17 protein-coding genes are annotated in these 21,439 nt (G+C 58.0%); 4 read left to right on the top strand and 13 right to left on the bottom strand.

Going from position 1 to position 21,439, the window contains the following annotated elements; genetic code table 11:
* Positions 1-80: 80 nt before the first annotated feature.
* The 8 genes from rpe to ACR0DE_RS18205 form a co-directional block, all read right to left on the bottom strand.
* On the bottom strand, positions 81-770 hold the full coding sequence (gene rpe / locus ACR0DE_RS18240; RefSeq protein ID WP_480754638.1) for a ribulose-phosphate 3-epimerase: 690 nt from the start codon (positions 768-770) through the stop codon (positions 81-83).
* Positions 771-895: 125 nt separating this feature from the next.
* Positions 896-1,372: a class I SAM-dependent methyltransferase gene (locus ACR0DE_RS18235; protein WP_480705691.1), complete on the bottom strand. Its 477-nt coding sequence runs from the start codon at positions 1,370-1,372 to the stop codon at positions 896-898.
* A gap of 19 nt (positions 1,373-1,391) precedes the next feature.
* On the bottom strand, positions 1,392-2,144 hold the full coding sequence (locus tag ACR0DE_RS18230) for a polysaccharide deacetylase family protein (RefSeq protein ID WP_480754635.1): 753 nt from the start codon (positions 2,142-2,144) through the stop codon (positions 1,392-1,394).
* Positions 2,141-3,283: a glycosyltransferase family protein gene (locus ACR0DE_RS18225; RefSeq protein WP_480754633.1), complete on the bottom strand. Its 1,143-nt coding sequence runs from the start codon at positions 3,281-3,283 to the stop codon at positions 2,141-2,143. Before ACR0DE_RS18225 ends, ACR0DE_RS18230 begins: the two co-directional genes overlap by 4 nt.
* 2 nt (positions 3,284-3,285) lie before the next feature.
* Positions 3,286-3,864 (bottom strand): histidine phosphatase family protein, encoded by a 579-nt coding sequence (locus tag ACR0DE_RS18220; RefSeq protein ID WP_480754631.1) that lies wholly within the window; start codon positions 3,862-3,864, stop codon positions 3,286-3,288.
* On the bottom strand, positions 3,861-4,937 hold the full coding sequence (locus ACR0DE_RS18215) for a glycosyltransferase family 4 protein (RefSeq protein WP_480754629.1): 1,077 nt from the start codon (positions 4,935-4,937) through the stop codon (positions 3,861-3,863). Before ACR0DE_RS18215 ends, ACR0DE_RS18220 begins: the two co-directional genes overlap by 4 nt.
* Positions 4,937-6,184, bottom strand: a complete 1,248-nt coding sequence (locus ACR0DE_RS18210; RefSeq protein ID WP_480754628.1) for a glycosyltransferase — start codon at positions 6,182-6,184, stop codon at positions 4,937-4,939. The genes ACR0DE_RS18215 and ACR0DE_RS18210 overlap by 1 nt, the downstream gene beginning before the upstream one ends.
* Positions 6,181-7,395, bottom strand: a complete 1,215-nt coding sequence (locus ACR0DE_RS18205) for a hypothetical protein (RefSeq protein WP_170424455.1) — start codon at positions 7,393-7,395, stop codon at positions 6,181-6,183. Before ACR0DE_RS18205 ends, ACR0DE_RS18210 begins: the two co-directional genes overlap by 4 nt.
* A gap of 382 nt (positions 7,396-7,777) precedes the next feature.
* Here ACR0DE_RS18205 and ACR0DE_RS18200 point away from each other — a divergent pair, with 382 nt between their 5' ends.
* Complete coding sequence (locus ACR0DE_RS18200) at positions 7,778-10,174, top strand: mechanosensitive ion channel family protein (protein ID WP_170397663.1); 2,397 nt, start codon at positions 7,778-7,780, stop codon at positions 10,172-10,174.
* Positions 10,175-10,261: 87 nt separating this feature from the next.
* On the opposite strand, the gene ACR0DE_RS18195 is transcribed toward ACR0DE_RS18200, so the two are convergent.
* Genes ACR0DE_RS18195 through ACR0DE_RS18175 form a run of 5 tightly spaced genes read right to left on the bottom strand, consistent with a single transcriptional unit; the run spans position 10,262 to position 17,487 of the window.
* Positions 10,262-11,617 carry a CoA transferase gene (locus ACR0DE_RS18195; RefSeq protein ID WP_170736588.1) on the bottom strand — a complete coding sequence of 452 codons (1,356 nt, stop codon included), beginning with the start codon at positions 11,615-11,617 and terminating at the stop codon, positions 10,262-10,264.
* On the bottom strand, positions 11,614-12,768 hold the full coding sequence (locus tag ACR0DE_RS18190; RefSeq protein ID WP_170397657.1) for an ABC transporter permease: 1,155 nt from the start codon (positions 12,766-12,768) through the stop codon (positions 11,614-11,616). The genes ACR0DE_RS18195 and ACR0DE_RS18190 overlap by 4 nt, the downstream gene beginning before the upstream one ends.
* Positions 12,765-13,793: an ABC transporter permease gene (locus ACR0DE_RS18185; RefSeq protein ID WP_170397654.1), complete on the bottom strand. Its 1,029-nt coding sequence runs from the start codon at positions 13,791-13,793 to the stop codon at positions 12,765-12,767. Before ACR0DE_RS18185 ends, ACR0DE_RS18190 begins: the two co-directional genes overlap by 4 nt.
* Positions 13,794-13,808: 15 nt before the next feature.
* Positions 13,809-15,722, bottom strand: coding sequence for an ABC transporter substrate-binding protein (locus ACR0DE_RS18180; RefSeq protein WP_480754626.1), 1,914 nt, complete (start codon positions 15,720-15,722; stop codon positions 13,809-13,811).
* Positions 15,715-17,487, bottom strand: a complete 1,773-nt coding sequence (locus tag ACR0DE_RS18175) for an ABC transporter ATP-binding protein (RefSeq protein WP_170397648.1) — start codon at positions 17,485-17,487, stop codon at positions 15,715-15,717. Before ACR0DE_RS18175 ends, ACR0DE_RS18180 begins: the two co-directional genes overlap by 8 nt.
* Positions 17,488-17,715: 228 nt before the next feature.
* On the opposite strand from ACR0DE_RS18175, the gene ACR0DE_RS18170 reads away from it, so the two are divergent.
* The 3 genes from ACR0DE_RS18170 to ACR0DE_RS18160 all read left to right on the top strand — a co-directional run bounded on the left by ACR0DE_RS18170 (position 17,716) and on the right by ACR0DE_RS18160 (position 21,437).
* The gene (locus ACR0DE_RS18170; RefSeq protein ID WP_170404613.1) at positions 17,716-18,213 is read left to right on the top strand and encodes a class I SAM-dependent methyltransferase; all 498 of its coding nucleotides are present in this window, start codon (positions 17,716-17,718) and stop codon (positions 18,211-18,213) included.
* Between the two features lie 93 nt (positions 18,214-18,306).
* Positions 18,307-18,936 carry a glutathione S-transferase family protein gene (locus ACR0DE_RS18165; protein ID WP_480754624.1) on the top strand — a complete coding sequence of 210 codons (630 nt, stop codon included), beginning with the start codon at positions 18,307-18,309 and terminating at the stop codon, positions 18,934-18,936.
* A gap of 98 nt (positions 18,937-19,034) precedes the next feature.
* Complete coding sequence (locus tag ACR0DE_RS18160; RefSeq protein WP_480754621.1) at positions 19,035-21,437, top strand: GcvT family protein; 2,403 nt, start codon at positions 19,035-19,037, stop codon at positions 21,435-21,437.
* The last annotated feature ends 2 nt before the right edge of the window (positions 21,438-21,439 follow it).

Below are 21,439 nucleotides of genomic sequence, written 5' to 3'. Positions count from 1 at the left end.
ACCGCGCAAAGCGCGATGCCGGGCCCAACAGGAGGAGGCGTTTCGTAAGAAACGTCGACGACTGGCGGGAGGGTTTGTTGTTAACCCAGTGCACCTTCGGCAGCAGTCCGCACAGCGCGAATATTGTCGCCATAGACCGACGGTTTTGAAACTGACCCGCCTTTAAAAACTGCTGATCCGGCGACCAACACGTCAGCGCCTGCAGCGGCCACCAGAGGCGCTGTTTTGGGATCAACACCGCCGTCGATTTCGATATGCACCGGTCGGTCGCCGATCATCTCGCGCAAACGTTGCACTTTTGCGGTCATGTCGATGAATTTTTGCCCCCCGAAGCCGGGGTTGACGGTCATGACGCACACCAGATCAGTCAGGTCCAACAGATGTTCGACGGCCTCGGCGGGCGTCCCGGGATTCAACGCGATCCCTGCTTTCATTCCCGCAGCGCATATCGCCTGCAGCGTGCGGTGCGAATGCGGCCCCGCTTCGACGTGCGCGGTCAGCACATCAGCGCCCGCATCGGCATAGGCTTGAATATAAGGATCGACCGGAGTGATCATCAAATGCACATCCATGACGGTCTTAACATGTGGGCGAAACGCTTTGACCGCTGGGGGACCAAAAGTGAGGTTTGGGACAAAGTGGCCGTCCATCACGTCCACATGAACCCAATCCGCCCCTTGCGCTTCGATGGCCTGAATCTCCTGTCCGAAATTTGCGAAATCGGCTGACAGGATCGAGGGAGCGATCTTGATGGAACGGTCAAAGCTCATGACTGGCCTCATGTGGGTGTGCTGTTGCGGTGGCGTATACCCTCGACTCGCGTCAATGCATAGGCCTGACTGCGGTGAATCTGATCGATAGATTCAATATACAAACCCGCCAGTTCAAAGCCTGCTCAGGCGCGATAGAAAAGATATCGATCGGGCGCGATGGTCTCGGGGCCTTCAATCTGAGCAAAACCCGTCAACGGTTGCCCTGAAATCAACAACCCACCGGGTCGCATGACCTGTTTGATCAGAGGGCTGAGGCGCGCCGCTTCCGCAACATCTTCGGACTTGATCCCGCGGCCGAAATCGTAGTGCGCCAGCGCGATTGTTTGGCCTGCGTCCGCCAGTTTACGCAACATCGGCTCGGCCTCACCCTGCAGGAAATCCTGTGCCGGTGGCGTACTGTCGGGATGACACTGCAAGACGCGATCCATCACCCATATACGCCGAGAGGGCAGGATCTCACGCAGATGATCATAGGTACGTCCGTTACCCAGCCCCAGGTCCAGAACGTCCCCTTCCATGGTGCCGATCTGTGCGACGGCCCAGTTTAGCCCATCGCGTTGCGCCGTCAGGCGGCGCAGCATGGAATCCAGTCGGCTCATTCGGGCTCTCCTTGCGAGTTCAGTTGCGTGGTGCGGTCCAGGGTGTGCCCGGTCCATCAAGCAGCCTGAGCAACAGATCCTGTGTAAACGTCCAGATGTCCTGATCATGGACTAGATGATGCGTCAACACCCCAAATGCTTCGGCATCGTCTGCGCGACCGGTGCGTCGGTCATGCAGCAGCTCAACTGTCTGTGCGATCAGTCTGTCAGGGTCGATCAAACCGCGCGTCCCGCGCCAGTCGATTGGATCGAGATGTGTGTTTATCTGCGCGAGGCCGGGCGCTGCGAGCAGTATCTTTCGGGGGGTCGCCGTTGACAGAACCCGATAGCCCAGCCCGTGAAGCTGCATGGCGACTTTGGAGTCGATCCGGTTCCATGGCGGAACAAACATCGGTCGCAGGTGCGCACCAAACAATTCTCGCAACCGGGACAATCCAGCCTCGGCATCTGCAACTACCGCTTCAAGGGGCCGGTGCAGGCGAAATTCGGCTTTCTTCTCGTCTGCAGGCGCGTGGTTCTGATGCGCCCAGCCATGCACAACCGGGATCAAAACAGATTGATCTGACACATACTCTGCAAGTGCCGCTTGCGCATCACGCGGGATCACAGCCAGATGGACGGGTAGGCCAAGCGTGCCCGACATGGCGGATAGCTTTTCAAGCTGCGGTGTCACCGCAACTGCATCGTCATCACGCCACCACAAGGGCAGGGTCAATCCTGCGTCCTGCCACTGCTGCAACTCTGACTGCAAGGGGCGCCAATCAGGCCTCATCGGCTGGCCTCGTACAAGCTCACTGCAATATCCACTGACCGGCGCGCGCCATCAAACCCTTCGGTCATCGGGGGGCGTTCAACACTCGAAATGACATGCTCCAGCGCATTGGCCAGCGAGCCGGCGGTCAGGTCAGAACTGTTAAGCACCTCGATCCCGTTCAACTGCGAAAGAGATCGCGCGCGCAAAGATTGCTCAACCTCTTTGCCATCATCGAAGGGGATCAGAACCGCCGGGGTACCGCTTTGCAGCAGGTCCATGGCGGTGTTGTAACCGCACATGCTGACCGACGCGGCGGCAAGCGGCAGCATTTCGCGAAAATCAGGGCGGACGGATTCAAGAAGAACCGAGGTACTCTGGGTCATTTGCGAAAGCTCGGAAATCCGCGCTTTTGCATCCTGCCCGCCCACCAACAATCGCCAGCGCCTGTTGGGCATCTTTTGGGCGGCCTCGATGGCCGCTCGAAAGATCGGCTGGCCGACCGACCCGCCACCCGCGCTGACCAATATCTCGCCTTGGCCTATGCCATCTGGATGGCTTGGCGCAGCACTTGGGGCGACGAAACCGGTGTAATGAAGGCGCGATGCCAGTTGAGCCGAGACAGGCCAACTGACCTCCAGCTTGGTGATCTTGGGGTCGGAATGGACCAGAACGCCGTCGTAAAACTCTGCGATAACCTCATCCGTTTGGGTTACCTTTGCGGGCTTCGATGGCGGTGCAAGAATGTCACGGATCGAACCAAGGATGACGGGTGGCCGAGGTAGGTCTCGTGCGGCTTTCAACGCAGATTTGAACTCCGCGGCCAAAGAGCGCCGCCCGAACGGATAAAGCTCGGTGATCAGAACCTGCGGCCCGAAGCTGCTTACCGCCTGCGTCAGGGCGTTTGTGCGCGCAGCGAAGTAGGCCAAGTCGGCCACAGCGCCATTCTGATCAAGCAGGCGGGTGAAATCGGTGCCATCAGACCGCAGCGGCGGTAAGTTCAGAAATGACAACCCACGTGTGTCAAGCTGTGGCGCAGGCATTCCGCCCGAGACCATAAACACTTCATGGTCCTGTTCGGCGAATGCGCGCCCCAATGTGAGGGCTCGGCTCAGATGCCCGGTGCCCAACAGATGGGTAACAACGATCATCACCTTCATGGTCAAACCTCACGCGCAATCAATCGAACGGGTTCGGGTTCAGGCCGCATTTCGTCCAGGTTTACGATAAACAGTCTGTTACGCTTGATCTTAAACGGTGCGGGTCCGGCAAAATTCCAGCCCCAGGCCTTGGCCAATATTACCCTCATGATTCCAATGTGGCAGACTGCAAGATTGTCTTCCTGCAACTCGGTCAACCATGGATTAAGCCTTGCCCATAATTCAGCCGGGCTTTCACCGCCCGGTGGTCGATAATCCCAGCCCCAGTCTTCGATGTGGCGGTAACCGCTATCGGGTGTCTCGATCAGCTCAGCACCGCGCTGTCCCTCCCATTCGCCCCAATTCATCTCGGTCAGGGCCTGAGATGTTTTGGGCGCTTTACCCGATACCAACTGCGCTGTTTCAGACGCGCGGCTTAGCGGGCTGGACCAGATTGATGCCGCGTTCCATGGCGACGGCAGGCAATACCCCGCAAGTTCAGCCCGGGCGTCGGCATCCAGCGGAATGTCGCTGCGCCCCTGAATGCGACCCGCGCGATTCCAATCCGTGTGTCCATGTCGCAGAAGGGCGAGGCGGGTCATCGGTTTTTCTCCAATAATGGGCGCACAGTGGTCCAGAACCGCTCGGTGGCGGATGGCATCAGATGGCGTTGCGCGACATATGCGTGGGCACGATTGCCCTCAGACTGGCTCAGGTCGGGATGGTCCAGAAACCTCTGTATACGCGCGGCCAACCCTTTGGCACCCGATACGGTATCGGGATGATCGGAAGGTATCAGCACATCACGAACACCGGGGCGATCTTGTGCTGCGACGGGAACGCCGCAGGCCTGGGCCTCAAGATAGACCATTCCATAGGCTTCGTTGACCCCGGGCCAAACGAACAAGGACGCCTGGCGGTACTGGACCTGCAACGTGTCCCGATCCAGCTGACCCAGAAACCGGACACGAGGTCCGAACCGCGCCATCAGCGCCTCGACTTCCAATCGGGCCGGGCCATCGCCTACCACGTCCAACGCCCAATCCCCTGTCAGATGTTCCAGCGTGTCGGCCAGAATGGCGTACGAGGCCAGCTTGTCCCCCGGCCGCATCATGCCCACGGTCAGCATCGGCCCATCACGGGTCGAAACAGGGGGTAATTCCGTGATGGGAAGAAACGGAGGCAGCTCGACGAGCGCCTGCGTACCGAACCTTTCCCGTTCTAACGTGATCAGATCGTTGGCAGTGTGGTAAAAAATCACCTGCGCAGAATCGCACGCGTCGTGCGCCGCTTGCGCAAAATCAGCCCATGGGCCTGCAAGCCGGCTGGTGGCGCGAGTACTTTCCAGCTGCACATACGGGATGTCTCTTGCGCGGCTCACGGCCGGGCCGAGCAGATCGGGGGCCTTGTAGTAGTTGTGATAAGTCACCCACAGGTTCGTGTCAGAGGGCAGTTCCTCAGCCAGTCGTGCAGCCTCGGCAGTTGCCTTGCGGCGTAATTCGTCCTGAAGTGCCAGGTCGCCTGCCTTGTCGTAAATCCGCAAATGCGAGGCCAAGTCGACAATGTCTCCCTGAGCGCCGAGGGCCTGCATCAGGTTGCGGGCCATTTCGCGATCACCCGAGGGCTTGGGACTGTCGGGGGACTTCATCGGCGCATAGAAAGCCACCCGCGCCATCAGGGCCCGTCCGCGCACAAGGCGCTGAGCCGCTCGGACAAGCGACGTATGCCCGGGTCCATCCGGAAGTCGGCGATCAACCGGTTATACGCGGCCTCAGCCATCTCGGCCGTTCTGGCCGGGTTCTGGGCGAGATCCGCAATAGCCGAGGCCAGAGAGGTCGGGTCATCTGCTGACAGCTGACCGTGAACACCGGATTCAATGAACTCCGGGATGGCTGACACCGGCGTTGACAGGATCGGGAGGCGCTGGGACGCGGCTTCCATCAAAACATTGGGTAAACCATCGCGGTCACCGTCGGCAGCAATTCTGCTGGGCAGGACAAACAGATCAGAGCGGCGCATCTCGGCAATGACTTCCGGTTGATCGCAAGCCCCCATCCACGTGATCCGATCGGAAATCCCTGCGGCATCGGCTTGTGCGCTCAACTCATCGCCCAGATTTCCGCCGCCGATATGGGTCCAATGCCAATTCAGCGATCTGGGGAGTAGCGCGAAAGCTTGGAGAAGCCGGTCAAAGCCCTTCTTTTCGACAAGACGCCCGACTGACAGCATGTGAAAGGGTGCATCCTCTGCACGCGAACACTGCTGGGGAGGTGCAGGAAACCGCGACAGGTCCAGCCCATGATAGATCAGTTCTACCCGCGCAGGATCATCAGCCAGTTCGCGCAGATGTGCGGCACCAATGGCAGTACAGGTTGCCCCGAAGATGGCGCCGTGAGAGGCCAGTTGCAGCTTTTCCCGCTTTTCCCAGTCTGGTGAGGTCCAGATATCTTTGGCATGCGCCGAAAAACTCCAGGGCAGGCTGCGCATGATAGACGCATAGCGGGCGACCGAAGACGGAGTGTGCATGAAATGCGCATACAGCGCCCGCGTTTGATCGGGCAGCTCAGCGGCCAATACGCAGGCCTGACCAAACCGGCGAATTCGGTTGTGAGTCGGGTCTCGGCGAAGGTCTTGCCGCCAGACCTGGTAAGCTTGTGCGTATCCGGGCAGACGAGCTGCAATGTCTCGCGCAGTCGCCAGCCGCTCAGGCTCTTCATAAAGGTATTCCGGCAGGTAATGCACCTGCCCCTTGAAGCGATCGTGCAGAGGATGGCGCTTGGTATCGGTCGGGTGGCGCAACGACCAGATATCGAAGCTGTGCCCTGCCTCCTGCAAGGCCACCAATTCTTGCGCGATGAACGTCTCGGACAGGCGCGGCCAGCCTTTGACCAGCACCGCCAGCTTGGGGGGTTCGCGCGTCATCCGGTGGCGCGCTCTTGTTCCGCGCCTAGCAGCGCGTTTATGCGATGGGTGACGTAACTTAGCCCGTCCAACAGCCCTGCGCGAATGGCCTGCGAAGGCAGCGGCTGATGGGGCAAGGCGCGGATCGCGCGGATCATTGCATCCGCTGTCAGACCGTCACGGTTTTCATCCAGCATGCGTACCAGACCCAGATCCTCGGCGCGCGAGGCACGAATCCATTGCTCCAGCCGCGGCGTCGTGCGCGGAACAATGACGGCGCGTTTGTCGAAGGACAAAACCTCGCAGAAGGTATTGTACCCGCCCATGCAGACCACACCGGCAGCGCCCGCGAACAGCGTTTCGATCTGCGATTCAAAGCCAACGGCGGTCACACGGCCATTTAGGGCGGCGACACGGGTTTCAAAATCTTCGCGTAGTTCGCCTGACAGGAAGGGCCCATAGACCAGCACAGCGCGGGGTGACAGATCCGGGTCTTTTTCATATGCGGACAGCACCAAATTGACCATCGCCTTGCCATCGCCGCCACCACCAGGGGTGATCAGGATATACGGTTGTTCTGGTGGCTCACCAACCGGCCCAAGATCGCGACGTAGATACCCTGTCCAATGAATGCGCTGTTGCGTCGCCGGGCTGAGGGGAAGGCCTTGTGTAGGATCGTAGACCGATCGCAACCCATATACCCAGATCTCATCATAGAATCGTTCAGTCGCCGAGATCGCGTCCTTACGCTCCCATTCGGCGGCCAGTACTTCGGGCTCATCCAGAACGTCGCGCAGGCCCAGAACCAATTTGGTTGAGCAGGAGTTTTCAAGATACTCAAGCGTCGGCAGCAGCTCACCGCGAAAACCGGTAGGCTCTTTGTCGACGATCAGTACATCGGGGTCGAACTGTTCGACAGATGTCTGGATCAGGCTTGCGCGCAACTCAGTCACATCATCGATGCCCATGCCAATGGTCTGCGAAGCATACGAGCCGTCGGCGCGTTTGGTGACCCCGGGTAGACGGACATGGTCAACCCGACGCGGAAAAGTAAACCGTCCGGCAATGGGTGAACCGGTCAATATGAGGGCCGAAGCGCGTTGATCGGCTTGTGTTATGGCCGCAGCCAGCGCGCGTGATCGGCGCAGGTGACCCAGGCCGAACGTGTCGTGACTATATAGCAGGATGCGCGGTGCGCGGCCGTGATTTTCGTTTTTGATCCCTAGGCTCATGCCTTCGCCTGTTTCGGTTCCGGTGCAACTCCGCGCGTCTGCACCTGATTATCGTAATTCTGCCAGACCTTCTTGCCAAAGGCACAGATTCCGCCGTCCAAATGCGCCAAACATTGCGAATTGGCAACAGCATAATGCCACCGCCGGCAACAGGCGCACCTTGCGATATGCAGGCCGATGGTTCTTCATGCACAAGCCAATTCGGAGGCTGGACGCCTCAGGTGGTCATATTCAATTTTTGTTGTCTTGGAAACACTTTATCCCATCCATTGCGTCAGGAACACGGGCTCTCACGATGTTGACACCGCGTGTGCGGATGATTTGAACAGCCTTCTGAGGTTCTATAGTCTTGGACGCAGCTACGAATTGGATGCGATATACGATGAAAATGAATGTTCTGGCCGGGCTGATTTTGGTGATTTGGGCGGCGATGCTGGCCAGTGCAACCGACGCGGTTGCGCAAACTTCGCTTATTCCGGGATACCCAATAGGATCAAGCGAGGAAACCGGTTCTTCAAGCTCTGCCGCTGACAGCGATCTGGCGGCGGCCATTCGATCCGCTTCCGAGGCGGGCGCAAGCGTAATCGTAATCGACAGCGCCGGGCAGGTTGTATCGGCAGCGGGCAATAGCGCCGACGCGACGCCAGAGGCAGATAGCATTGATCACATGGCTGAGGGTTCTCAGCTGATGAAGGCGCAAGAGCGGTTCTCAAAGTTCCGGGATTCCGTACGCTCGCGGATGGAGGCGCTGCCCTATTCGGTCTTTGAGGTCCAATACATCCTCAGACAGACCAGTCCGGACGGGCGGATTCAGACCTATGTCGAGGTGTTGGTCCTGAACGTGTTGTTCCTTTTGCTGGGGCGATGGTTGTCGATCGAAATCTACGGCAAGCGCATCGCGAAGCGTTTGGTGGTTGCGCGCATCAAGGAAAACCCGGTTGGCTATCGTGAAAAGATGCCTTTCCTTGTGTATCGTTTCGTGATGGGCATTGGCGGAACGATCTTTGCCATGCTTATGGCGCTGATCGTTGGCTATCTGTTCTTTGGTGAAGCGGAAGACATATCAATCCAGTTTACCGTTACGGCAATCTTTACCGCATTTTTCCTTTCGCGCACTGTCTCGGACTTGTGGCGGATGGTTCTGTCGCCTTATCTTAGCCAGTATCGCTTGCCGCCTTTTTCAGACCGGGACGCCAAGCGCCTGTATGTTTGGGCGTCAGCACTGGCGACCTATGACATCTCGGTTGTTCTGTTCTCGACATGGGTCGCGGATTTTGGGCTGAACTATAACGTCTATGCCATGGTCTATGGTAGCCTGACGCTGATCGGGGCGCTGGGCAACATACTGATGATCCTGTTCAATGCACGCGCGATCTCGAACGCTATTCGTGGCGGGCGTGCTCCGGATCAGGTGTCTTGGATACTGAAGTTCATCTCTTTCGCCTGGGCGCCGGTTCTGGTGCTTTATATGGTGTTCAGCTGGTTCAAACTGGCCGTTGATCTGGTGCTTGAGGTTCAGGATTCGATCCCGATCGTGGCCAGCAGCTATGCCATCTTTATGTCCGTCGTCGTGGCCTACGGCGCGATGAACTATCTGCTTGAAAGGTATTTTGATCGCAATCGCAGAATTGAGGTGATGAATGCCGACGCAGAAGCGGCTGAGCAGATCGAGGATGAGCTGGTGGCTGATACGCCGCAGGCCGAAAAGCGCAAACACGCCATTCTGACGTACGAAGACCTTGCCCGTCGTGTGGCAGGCATTCTGGCCTTTGTGGTGGGTCTCTATGCGCTGGTAGTGATATGGAACCCGCAGGCCAATTGGTCGGATGACTTGCCGATCGAGCGGGCGCTGGATGTGATGGTGATCCTGTTTATGGGTTACATTCTGTTTCACTTCTTCCGCGTCTGGATCGATAGCAAGATCGCGGAAGAGACGGATGACGGCGGTGCTGAAGCCGAGCTGGGCGACGAAGGAGGCGAAGGCGGGCAGAGCCGCCTTGCAACTTTGTTGCCTCTGTTCCGCGGGGCCATTCTGGCTGTGGTCGTTGTAACCATCGCGCTGATTGTATTGATGGAACTGGGGATCAATGTCAGCCCGCTATTTGCCGGTGCAGGTGTTGTGGGTCTGGCCGTTGGTTTCGGGTCGCAAACCCTGGTCCGCGACATCTTCTCGGGTGCGTTCTTCCTGATGGATGATGCTTTCCGAAAGGGTGAATACATCGACATTGGTGATGTGAAAGGGACGGTCGAAAAGATATCGGTCCGGTCCTTCCAACTGCGCCACCACCTTGGTGCGCTCAACACGATCCCATTTGGAGAGATCAAGGTTCTGACAAACTATTCCCGCGACTGGGTAATCATGAAGCTGCCGTTGCGGGTGACCTATGACACCGATGTCGAAAAGGTGCGGAAGCTGATCAAGAAGCTGGGTCAAGAGCTGCTGAGCGATCCGGTGATTGGTGATAACTTCATTCAGCCGCTGAAATCGCAGGGTGTGATCGAGATGCAGGATTCGGCGATGATTATCCGGGTCAAGTTCATGACCAAACCGGGTGATCAGTGGCTGGTGCGCAAGAAAGTCTATCAGGATATTCGTGAGCTGTTTGCCCGTGAAGGCATCCGGTTTGCGCATCGGGAAGTCACCGTGCGACTGGCGGATGACAAAGAGGCCGAGGACCTGACTCCCAAACAACGCGAGGCTGTCACAGGGGCCGTTCAGGCCGCGATTGACGAAGACTATCTGGACGATATCGGCCCCGGCGGTGGCGATGATCGCTAGGAGGGCTCCCGCCCCTTTGGTTTGCGTCTCTGGCGAGACGTCAACCAAAGCGTTGGGCCGGGCCGCGCGTCCCGCGCGGCGGCAGCTTTAAGCGGTAAGTGACGGCCAAGTGGGCTGCGAAGTTCCCAGTTTGGACGCAGGCAAAGCCCAGTGCATCTTTGCGGATCCAACGGTTAGCGCCGGCTTCAATCGATAGCCGGGCCCCCACCCGGAAGGTTCGAGCGCATCCGCATAATCGACAGGCAGCGACTCGGTAATTTCGTCACCGGGCTCGCTCTTGGCGAGGGTGGCCAGCAATTCGGCGGTGCGCGCCAGCGAGAGCCGGGCATCCATGACGGCCTGACCGGATGCGGCTTCGGCGAGCGCCGAGAGCAGGGCGGCTGCCATCAAGTAGCCAGTTGCGTGATCCAGTGCCTGAACAGGCAACGGAGTTGGCTTGTCGGCCCCCGCCCAACCCATCCCTGCATGTGCGATTCCGGAACTCATCTGTACAAGGCTGTCAAAACCGCGGCGCGCTGCCCAAGGTCCTTGCCAGCCATAGGCGTCTAGCGTGACTTCAACCCTGTTGGGGGCGAGCTGATCCCGCGTGTTTTTACCCAGACCGAGTGCGTCCAAAGCGCCGGGCCGATACCCGTGGACAAGTATGTCCGCTTGGGCCAGCAGCTCTTGCAGTTTTGCTTTTCCATCGGGTGATTTCAGGTTCAGATAGGCGCAGTGCTTGCCGAGAGAAATGTCAGGAATGACGCCAGGTTCATCCCAGCCGGGTGGATCGATCCTCAGGACCTCGGCGCCAAAACCCGCAAGTGTTCGTGTCGAGACTGGCCCGGCCAGAATGCGGGTCAGATCGAGCACACGCAGCCCAGCAAGAGGTCGCGCGGCAGTCGCCTGAGGCCGATCACGTAGTTGAATATTGCGTGGCCCCTGCCATCCGATCAACGGCTCGCGGGCCAATATGCGTCCTTGCGGATGGTCATGCCACTCAGAGCGGCTGCGCATTGCGGCAGCGACGCCGCCCTCGGCGACAATCGCGGCTTCCAGTTCAGAGATGCTCCAATCCCGAACCGCGCGCGATACCAGCGCACGGTCCGACGCGACTTGCAAAACGTTCAGGGCGGCGGCGCGATGACTGGGCAGGTTGGTGTGCAGCCTGATCCACCCATCAGAGGCCTGATAGTCGCCAGCAATCGCGTCCCAAAGGCTGGGCATATCCCACCCTTCGGGTTTGAAGGAAAAGCCATACCACAAGGAGGCCAGTCGATGATCTACGGCCACCTCCGGAGGCGCTGGCGCCAGGTTCAAGGCTGTCACAAGGCGCGACAGCTCCTGCCCGACTGCCGCAAAACTGGCCGTCGCCAGTTCCGAGACCGCAAAGGCGCTGGGCCGCGCACCCGCCCCATTGACCCTGTAGGTGTCAGGTGAGGGGAGGGCGGACAGCAAGCTCATTGCTGATAGGGATCAAGGCTGTCGCGCAACCCGTCGCCAAGGAAGTTGAAGGCCAGCACGACGACGATGATTGGCAGCATCGGGATCGCGGTCCATGGATAGATTTCGATTGAGGCGAGGTTCTGCGCATCGTTCAGCATCACGCCCCAACTGACCGCCGGGGCCCGCAGTCCAAGGCCAAGGAAGCTGAGGGCGGTTTCGCCCAAGATCATCGCAGGGATTGATAGCGTGGCCGAGGCAATCAGATGCGACATGAAATTGGGTAGCAGGTGCTTTCGGATCACACGACCGGAACTTGCGCCCATCATCTCGGCCGCACGTACGTATTCCTCTTCCCTGAGAGACAGGAATTTTGCGCGGACAGATCGGGCAAGGCCTGGCCAATCGAGAATACCGAGGATGATCGAGATGATGAAGAATACCGCGACCGGGCTCCAATTTGATGGCACCGCGGCGGATAAGGCCAGCCAGAGGGGAAGTTCCGGCAGAGAGCGCAAGATTTCGATCACACGGTTGATGGTCCAGTCGATGCGCCCTCCGAAATACCCGGCCATTGACCCGAACAGGATGCCGAGGAAGAAGGATACCGAAATGCCGATCAGGCCCACTGTCAGCGACAGTTGCGCGCCATATAGGATGCGGCTGAATACATCGCGGCCCAGACGGTCCGAGCCCCACAGAAACAGCGTGGCCCCTTCGGGTGCGCAAAACAGGTGCGTATCGGATTTTATCAGGCCTGCGAGTTTGTATTCTGACCCTTCGCAGAAGAACCGGATTGGGCGCGGATCTTCCGTGTCAGCGACGAATTTCCACTGGAAAGTTTCAAGGTCCGCCTCTGCAACTATTGGATAAACGTAGGGGCCGATGAACTTCCCCTCATGAAACCAGTTGACCGACTGGGGTGGAGCATACAGGTGCTCTCCGTTCCGATCATTGGGGCCGTAGGGGGCAATAAAGCCCGCAAAAGGCAGCATCAAGTAGCAGAGCAGTAAGAAGAGGCCAGAAATCAGACCCAGCTTGTGGGTCCTGAACTTGCGCCAGACCAGCACCCAATTAGGGGCATCGAGATCTGCGCGCTCAAGCTGCTGAATAGAGGCCTGCGGGTCAAATGGTGCGTCGTCGACATAGCGACCATCGGGTTTATCGGTCATGCTTCGCGCCCCTCGTAACGAATGCGCGGATCAAGCATGACCAGCAGGATATCGGAAATCATGGTGCCGATCAGCGTCAGCAGAGCCACGAACATAAGAATGAAGGCCGACAGGAACTGGTCCTGCGTTTTCAAGGCAGTCAGCAGGGTCGGGCCGATTGTTTGCAGACCCAGAACCACCGAGACCAAAACCGACCCGGAAACCATCGAGGGCAGCAGGTTTCCAATGTCGGCGACAAACGGGTTGAAGGCCACGCGCAATGGGTATTTCGTCAGCATCCGCGATGGGGACATGCCCTTGGCGATTGCTGTTTCGACATAAGGTTTCCCTAGTTCATCCAGCATATTGGCGCGCAGGCGCTGCATCATGGCCGAAGCACCCGAGGTTCCGATGACGAAGGTCGGAACGATCAGGTGGACAAGGATGGATTTCAACTTGTCCCAACTCATCGGTTGTCCCTCAAAGGAAGGGTCCATCAGTCCGCCGATGGGCAGGTTGAAATAGCGATGGCCATAGTAGAACAGGATCAGCGCCAACAGGAAGTTCGGGGTCGCAAGACCCAGATAGCCTACAAAGGCCGAGGTATAGTCAATCCACGTCCGTGATCTGGCCGCAGCGATGACCCCCAATGGCAGAGCAACGGCATAGACGAATAGAATGGCAGCCAGATTGACCACAACCGTCAACCACAGCGTATCGCCCACGATCTCGCGCACGGGGCGGTCAAATTCGAAGGACCAGCCATAATTGCCCTGTAACAAGCCTTCGAACCCATGCGGTCCGGGCCAGAAGCCCATCCAGATCAGGTACTGCTCGGGCAACGACCGGTCCAATGAGTATTCCTTGCGCAGAAACTCGGCCTTGGCGACACCGGCGGACTGTCCCGAAGCCTGCAGTTCGGCGATCTGGTTGCTGAGATAGTCGCCGGGGGGCAGGTTGATGATCACGAAAATCAGAACCGACACCACCAGCAATGTCAGCAGCATCGTGAAAAAGCGATACACCGCGTAGCGCAGCATGACCATTTAGCTGCTCCTGAATCAGTCGGCGAAGAAGAACTCGTCGGGACGGTGAATGCCGAAGTGTGCGCCGGGTTCCCATGCCCACATGGCCTGCTCAGGCACATTGCGCAGGCGGTTCGATACGACAATAGGCTGCGGTGCACCGTTCAGGATGCCGATCGCATAAAGCTGGTCGGCGTGAATTTTTAGCATCTCAGACCAAACAGCTCTGCGTTCTTCATCCGTGGAGGCGATTTCCCAATCGTGGGCAAGCTTCATGAGAAGTTCGGCCTCGGGCATGTCTGGTGGTTCGCCCGACCCTCCATTTGTCTGATAGTATTGGCCCCATTTAGGCCACGCCAGAAAGACCTGATCGGTCGGGGCGAGATAGGCCGGCGATGTGTGGCTTTGCGGAATGCCGTCATCCCAGCCGAACCAGACCGACGCCATTGTATTGCCCGAGAAGACCCGGTTGCGCAGAATGTCTCGATCCAATGGTCGCATGACCAGTTCGACTCCGATCTCACGCCAGGTATCCGTGACGATCTGCAGGGCATTTTCAACCTCTTGCCGCTCACCTGCGGTTTCGATGATCAGCTCCATCGGACGCCCGTCGGGCAACAATCGGATACCATCTTTGTCACGCTCGGTCAGCCCAGCCTCATCAAGCAGAGCATTCGCCTTGTCGATGTCATACTGTGCCCAAGCCTGCGCATTCGCTTCGTCGTAGAAGGGCGATGCGGGCAGAACCGACATCGCGCCGGGTTGGGCCAGCTTGAAATAGAGCGCCTGATTGATCGTCTTGCGATCAATGGCGAGCGACAGTGCCCTGCGTACACGTACATCGCGCAGAACCTCGCGCCACGCATCGTCAGTGTAATTCAAATTGGGATAAATCGCGATCTGCGACGCGACGCCTGTTTTCCACAGAAGCGTCTTGTATCCACCTTCAGCCTCGCCCTTTTTCAAGATCGAGGCATCACGGAATGCCAATCCGCGACCTTGCAAGTCGGTTTCACCCGCATTTGCTTTGGCCGCGACCAAACCCGGTGCGACGATTTCCATTTCGACTACGTCGATATAGGGCAGCTGAACCCCATTTGAATCCACCCGATGGTAGTAAGGGTTGCGGACAAAGTTGTGCCGGATTTTCTTGCCCGAACTTGCGTTGAGCCATGGTTGCAACGTCGGAAGTTCATGATTGTCGTACTTATATAGATTGTCCAACTTGTTATGCAGCGCCGCCCAGCTTTTTACCCGCGCATCTTCGACCTTGAATGCCAGTTCTTCGGGGTCTGCAAACTTCTCGTGATATTGCTTAAGGAACTCAGACGGGCGATAGATAAAGGGCGGCCGCGCCTGAGCAAGTGATTGCAGGAAATTCGGGTTGGGGTCATCCCATTCGAATACAACCGTTGTTTCGTCGGGGAAGGTGACGGTGGGTGTTTTGCCTTCAACCAGCAGGAAATCTGGTGGGCCTGAAGGGCTGAGCAATTCGTTGTTGGCCACATCCTCCCACCAATACCGGAAGTCTTCGGATGTGAACGCGGATCCGTTTGACCATTTGTGGCCGGGTCGCAGGTTCAAAGTAAATTTGCGATTGTCTTCGTTTTCGAAAGAAGCCAGCAAATCCGGGACGATGTTGTAATCCTGATCGAAACCCACAAGCCTTGCGTAGCCATAGACCACCATTTGCCGAATATCTTTGGACCGGGTGACCATCGTGCGCAGTGTACCGCCGGGTACGCCGAATTCGCGACCTTTGGCGGCTAAGTCCACGATCAGTGGATCTTGCGGAATACGTTCAGCAACCGGTGGCAGGTCACCGCTTTCAACCTCGGTTTGCCAGAACGCGTTTTCCTGAAGATTAGACGGTATTTCTGCCGCAGCGGGCAGCATTCCTGCGATGGCCAGCGACGCGGCCAGAATCAATCGGTGAGTGGTCTTAAACATGGCAACGTACCTTATGGCCGGGCTCCAACTCTACCAAAGAAGGTATCACGGAGTCGGAAAATCGAAAGGCGTCATCCCAACTGTCGGGAGAACCGGCACCCAACGCAACCAGTTTCAGATCAATCGGGCGATTGATATCTGGTTCCGGCTGGGCGGCAATCAGTGCCTTGGTATAGGGATGACGTGGATTGTAGAACAGGGTTTCGGGTGGGGCTTGTTCCACCACAAGACCCCGGCGCATGACGGCGACCTCGTCGGCAATGCGTGCGACGACGGCCAGATCATGCGAGATGAACAGGTAAGACAGGTTCAGACTGTCCTGCAGTTCTTCGAGCAGGGTCAAAATTTGCTCTTGAACGGATACATCCAGCGCCGAGGTTGGCTCGTCACAAACAATCAACGCCGGGTCCAGCATCATCGCGCGGGCGATAGACAGGCGCTGTCGTTGTCCACCAGAAAACGCATGCGGATAGCGTTTGAGCATATCGGCATTCAGCCCGACCCGCTGCAACATCGCGGCCGCTTTGTCGCGCTGCTCTGCCACGGTGCCGAGGCGGTGTATCTCCAACGGCTCGGTCATGGCATCCTGAATGCGCATACGGGGGCTAAGAGAGCTATAGGGATCCTGAAACACCATTTGCGCCTTGCGCTGAAACGCGGTGCGTTCGGTCCGTGTCATACTGTGAACCGTTATCGGTTCGGAATCCCTTGTTGTTCTGAACAGAACTTCGCCGCCCGGGTCGGGAAGTTCAGCGCCCAGAGCGATTCTAGCGGCGGTTGTCTTGCCAGACCCGCTTTCGCCAACGATTGCAAGCGTCTTGCCGCGCGCCAGCTTCATATCTACGCCCCGGCAGGCATGGATCAGTTTGTCGGCTTTCCAACCTTTGCTCGATCGCATCGTGTAGGTCTTTGAGACCCCGGTCATCTGCAGAATTAGGTCCTCGTCGGGCATCGGTATGCCGACGGCATCCTGATCGGGTATCTCAGGCGCAGCGTCGAACAGCTGCTGCGTATAGGGGTGCGCCGGATCATTCAGAATTGGTGCTGCCGGGCCAGCTTCCATCACGCGGCCTTTGTGCATGACCACCACCCGCTCGGCCATGTTAGCAACTACACCCAAGTCATGGGTAACAAGGATCAGCGCCATACCGGTTTCGCGCTGCAGTTCTTTGATCAGCCCAAGAACCTGCGCTTGGGTGGTAACATCCAGCGCTGTTGTCGGCTCGTCCGCGATGAGCAATTCAGGCTTGGACACCATGGCCATGGCAATCATGGCGCGCTGGCGCATGCCGCCGGACAGCTCGAACGGATAGCTGTCGTAGGCGCGGGCAGGGTCGGGGAAACCAACCCTCTCAAACTGGGTCAGAACTTCTTTGCGGGCCTGTGCATCGGATGCGCCGCGATGCAACCAAAGAACTTCGCTGACCTGATTTCCGATTTTGTGAAGCGGTGACAGAGATCGCATCGGTTCCTGAAAAATCATAGAAACCCGATTGCCGCGAATACCACGCATCTGTCTTTCACTCAGTTCGATCAGATTAGCGGTGCCTTTGGAATCGTTCAGCGTGATCGTTCCGCTACGGATCTGGGCGGTACGCGGCAGAATACGCAGTGCAGCGCGACAGGAAATCGTTTTGCCCGAACCGGATTCTCCAACCAATGCAAGTGTCTGCCCGGGTTCGACCTCGAAGCTGACATCTTGGACAACGGATGGACCCGTGCCGAAGCCGATGCTGAGATCCCGAACGGACAACAACGCACTCATGCGGGTTTTCCACCCGTCTGGCCGCTAGAAAACATCGGCTTTGTGAACTCCCTGTCTTTTTTGAGCAGTTTCGCGCGGTTGGGGCGGCGTAGTCAAACACCTTCTTCACCCGAATTGTCGCGGAATCGTGAAACTCGGGCCGTATGGCTACACAAAGTCTTGAGTTTTTGCCATCAAAGGCGCAATCGCCCCCCGACTGGTGTCGAATGATTTTGAAAGAGGTGCCCCGTGTCCGAGCAACAAAGCCGATTGGATCTGTTCATTGACCGAATGGTCTCGCAACGCGCTTGTCTGGACTTTGCTATCGCGCAGACCACTGGGCAGCCTGGTCCGGTTTTTGAGCTGGGATTGGGAAATGGGCGCACATATCACCACATGGTTAAGCACATTCAGGACCGTCCTGTTTATGTTTTTGAACGGGCCGTTGCGTCTCATCCCGATTCGACACCGCCCGATGATCTGGTGATTCTCGGTGATGTGCGCGAAACATTGCCTGCTTCGGTCACACGATTTGGCGCGTCGGCCAGTCTGATCCATGCCGATCTTGGGGGGCACAACCGGCAAAAGAATGATGCGTTTGCCCGCCTCGTCTCACCTTTGATCGAACCGCTTCTGGCGCGGGGCGGACTGATGGTTTCCAGCGATCGAATGTATTTCGAAACACTGACCGAGGTGCCGCTGCCAGAAGGGGCGGTCGACGGGCGCTGTTTCATCTATCGGCGTTGATCTGCCGTAGGGTCACTGTGTGATCCGACTCGCGCTTTAGTGCTGGCCCGGTCTAACGTCCGAGGCGTGAAGCTTTGGAGGGGACCGTCAAAAATGCTGTTCTACGATTGCTCGACCGCGCCAAGCCCGCGCCGTGCCCGGATGTTTATCGCGGAAAAGGGGCTGAAGATTGACACTCGTGATATCTCAATCGCCAAGGGTGAACAGTTTAGTGATGCCTTCCGGACCGTGAACCCCGGTGCAACGATTCCTGTGCTTGTTACGGATGAAGGTACCACGCTCACAGAAAATCTTGGCATCGCCGCCTATCTCGAGGCGCGCTTTCCGGAACCTGCCTTGATGGGGCAAACGCCGGATGAAAAAGGCGAAATTCAGATGTGGAATGCCATCGCCGAACAACAATGTGGCGCACCAATCGCGGAAACTTTGCGAAACACCCATCCTTCGTTCAAAGACCGCGCGATCACCGGGCCTGCAAACCACGCGCAAATCCCTGAACTAGCGCAGCGGGGGGCTGAGCGGGTGCGTGCCTTCTTCGATTTTCTTGAGGCCCGTCTGCAAGTGAGCGGTTTCGTTGCGGGTGACATGTTTTCACTGGCCGATATCACCACATTTGTGTTTGTCGATTTCGCACGTGTCATCAAGATGCGCATCCCAGAAGAGAACACGGCCACACGCGCCTGGTTTGATGCCGTTCAGACACGCCCGAGCGCCCGGCTTTAAGCTGATCCGGGTGCTGTCCCTCGAACTGTACAGAAATGTCTAGACAGAAGTGAACAGTGCCTCTAGCGTCCTCTGCGAGTCATGCAGGGGAGCGCAGGATGAAATCTCAGTATCGTGTCGTAGTCATCGGTGGCGGCGTTGTCGGCGCCTCGGTTCTGTACCATCTCGCCAAGTTTGGCTGGTCAGATGTGGTCATGCTGGAGAGGCGGCGTTTGGCCTCGGGGTCTTCGTGGCACGCGGCGGGAGGCATCCATGCGCTGAACGCAGATCCGAACATGGCGTCGCTGCAGGCCTATACGATTGATCTGCTCAGCGAGATCGAAAAAGAGTCGGGCCAGAATATCGGCCTGCACATGACCGGCGGCCTGACGCTGGCGGGCACGCCCGAACGGTGGGAGTGGCTGCAGGCCAACTACCGCATTTTTCAGTCCATCGGCATTGACGACTGTGAGTTGTTGTCGCCAGAGGAGGCGCAGAAACGCTGCCCGATCATGTCCACCGACGGCGTGCTGGGCGCAATGTGGGCGGATCGCGAAGGTTACATCGATACAACCGGTACGGTTCAGGCTTATGCAACAGCGGCCAAGAAACGCGGCGCGGAATACTACGAAGAAACCAAGGTCGAAAGCCTGACGCAGACTGCGGATGGTTGGGAAGTTGTGACCGACAAAGGCACTATCACTTGTGAACATGTGGTCAACGCAGCTGGCCTCTGGGCCAAACAGGTGGGGCGCATGGCCGGAGTGGAGCTGCCGGTTTCGCCGCTGAAACACCATTATCTGATCACTGACACAGTGCCAGAGGTGGCTGAGACAGATTTCGAGATGCCGATGACCGTGGACCTCGAAGGTTTCACCTATATGCGGCAGGACCAGAAGGGCGTTTTGGTTGGTATTTACGAGGTCGATCACGAGCACTGGGCCATGGACGGCGCGCCATGGAACTATGGCGAAGAGCTGTTTCAGGAACAGCTGGACCGGATCGAGAACGAGCTGACGCTGGGCTTTGAACGGTACCCGTCGATCCAGAATGTTGGCATCAAAACATGGGTGAACGGCGCGTTCACCTTCTCACCCGATGGCAACCCGCTGGTCGGTCCGGTCCCAGGCAAGCGCGGTTATTGGTCAGCTTGTGCGGTGATGGCCGGATTCCTGCAGGGTGGCGGCGTTGGTAAGACGCTTGCCGAATGGATGATCCATGGCGAGCCTGAGGCCGACGCATGGCCTATGGACGTGGCGCGCTATGGCGATTTCGCTCAGAACAAACGCTACATCCGCGAAACAACCGGTCAGTTCTATTCTCGTCGTTTCGTGATGACTTACCCGAACGAGCAACTGCCCGCAGGTCGCCCGCTGAAGATGGCCCCAGCCCATGATGCAATGACCGAGGCGGGGTGCAAATGGGGCGTCAGTTGGGATCTGGAAGTGCCGCTTTACTTTGCGCCCAAGGGCTTTGAAGAGACGCCGACGCTGAAACGCTCGAATGCGCACGACATCGTGTCTGAGGAGTGCAAAACCATCCGCGAAGGCGTGGGACTACTGGATATCTCGGGCTTTTCGCGCTTCGAGGTCACTGGGCCAAATGCCGAGGCTTGGCTGGACAGGATCATGGCGTCGAAACTGCCTGCACCGGGGCGTGCCAAACTGGCTCCAATGCTGGGTGAGAACGGTCGCCTCAAGGGTGATCTGACCGTGCTGAACTGGGGCGACGGGACCTGGTGGATCATGGGCAGCTATTATCTGCGCGCATGGCATATGCGCTGGTTCAATGATCACATGATGGACGCCGTGAATATCCGCGATCTGGGCGAGGAATATTGCGGTTTTGCCGTGGTTGGACCGAAATCGCAGGCTGTGGTCGAGAAACTGGACGAACAGGATATCTCGGGCCTGAAATTCATGGGCTGCGGCGACTTTGATATCGGTCTGGTGCGTGCCCGTGTGGCGCGTATGTCTGTGACGGGCGAAAAAGGGTATGAGATAAACTGCCGCTATGGCGACCATATCAAACTGCGCCGGATGCTGCTAGAGGCCGGGGCCGGGGACGGTATCCGCGAATGCGGATTCAACGCAATGCTGTCGACGCGGCTTGAGAAGAGCTTTGGTATCTGGTCTGCAGAGTTCACTCAGCTTTACACGCCAGGCATGACCGGAATGGATCGCTGGATCGACTGGAACAAGGATTTCGTTGGCAAAGAGGCTGCGCTGGCTGAACGCGATGGCAACGGTCCGGCGCAAGTTCAAGTGACGCTTGAGGTTGATGCGCTGGACGCAGATGCCAGTGGGTATGAACCGATCTGGGCTGGGGATGAGCGCGTTGGATTTGTGACTTCGGGTGGCTATGGCCACTACACGGGCAAGTCGCTGGCCATGGCTTTGGTCGACCGCGACAAGGCTGAACCAGACACCGAGTTGTCGGTGCATGTGGTCGGTGTCGAACGCCCGGCCCGCGTGATTGCGCCGTCGCCCTATGACCCGCTGGGCAAAGCGATGCGAGGTTGACC

The sequence above is a fragment of the Ruegeria sp. C10 genome, assembly GCF_056537805.1.
Note: the sequence above shows the minus strand (reverse complement) of the source record. Positions and strands in the feature narration are given on the sequence as shown.

Coding starts and splice junctions, on each gene's coding strand:
- rpe (WP_480754638.1), bottom strand. CDS start 770: ATGAGCTTTGACCGTTCCATCAAGATCGCTCCCTCGATCCTGTCAGCC.
- ACR0DE_RS18235 (WP_480705691.1), bottom strand. CDS start 1,372: ATGAGCCGACTGGATTCCATGCTGCGCCGCCTGACGGCGCAACGCGAT.
- ACR0DE_RS18230 (WP_480754635.1), bottom strand. CDS start 2,144: ATGAGGCCTGATTGGCGCCCCTTGCAGTCAGAGTTGCAGCAGTGGCAG.
- ACR0DE_RS18225 (WP_480754633.1), bottom strand. CDS start 3,283: ATGAAGGTGATGATCGTTGTTACCCATCTGTTGGGCACCGGGCATCTG.
- ACR0DE_RS18220 (WP_480754631.1), bottom strand. CDS start 3,864: ATGACCCGCCTCGCCCTTCTGCGACATGGACACACGGATTGGAATCGC.
- ACR0DE_RS18215 (WP_480754629.1), bottom strand. CDS start 4,937: ATGGCGCGGGTGGCTTTCTATGCGCCGATGAAGTCCCCCGACAGTCCC.
- ACR0DE_RS18210 (WP_480754628.1), bottom strand. CDS start 6,184: ATGACGCGCGAACCCCCCAAGCTGGCGGTGCTGGTCAAAGGCTGGCCG.
- ACR0DE_RS18205 (WP_170424455.1), bottom strand. CDS start 7,395: ATGAGCCTAGGGATCAAAAACGAAAATCACGGCCGCGCACCGCGCATC.
- ACR0DE_RS18200 (WP_170397663.1), top strand. CDS start 7,778: ATGAAAATGAATGTTCTGGCCGGGCTGATTTTGGTGATTTGGGCGGCG.
- ACR0DE_RS18195 (WP_170736588.1), bottom strand. CDS start 11,617: ATGAGCTTGCTGTCCGCCCTCCCCTCACCTGACACCTACAGGGTCAAT.
- ACR0DE_RS18190 (WP_170397657.1), bottom strand. CDS start 12,768: ATGACCGATAAACCCGATGGTCGCTATGTCGACGACGCACCATTTGAC.
- ACR0DE_RS18185 (WP_170397654.1), bottom strand. CDS start 13,793: ATGGTCATGCTGCGCTACGCGGTGTATCGCTTTTTCACGATGCTGCTG.
- ACR0DE_RS18180 (WP_480754626.1), bottom strand. CDS start 15,722: ATGTTTAAGACCACTCACCGATTGATTCTGGCCGCGTCGCTGGCCATC.
- ACR0DE_RS18175 (WP_170397648.1), bottom strand. CDS start 17,487: ATGAGTGCGTTGTTGTCCGTTCGGGATCTCAGCATCGGCTTCGGCACG.
- ACR0DE_RS18165 (WP_480754624.1), top strand. CDS start 18,307: ATGCTGTTCTACGATTGCTCGACCGCGCCAAGCCCGCGCCGTGCCCGG.
- ACR0DE_RS18160 (WP_480754621.1), top strand. CDS start 19,035: ATGAAATCTCAGTATCGTGTCGTAGTCATCGGTGGCGGCGTTGTCGGC.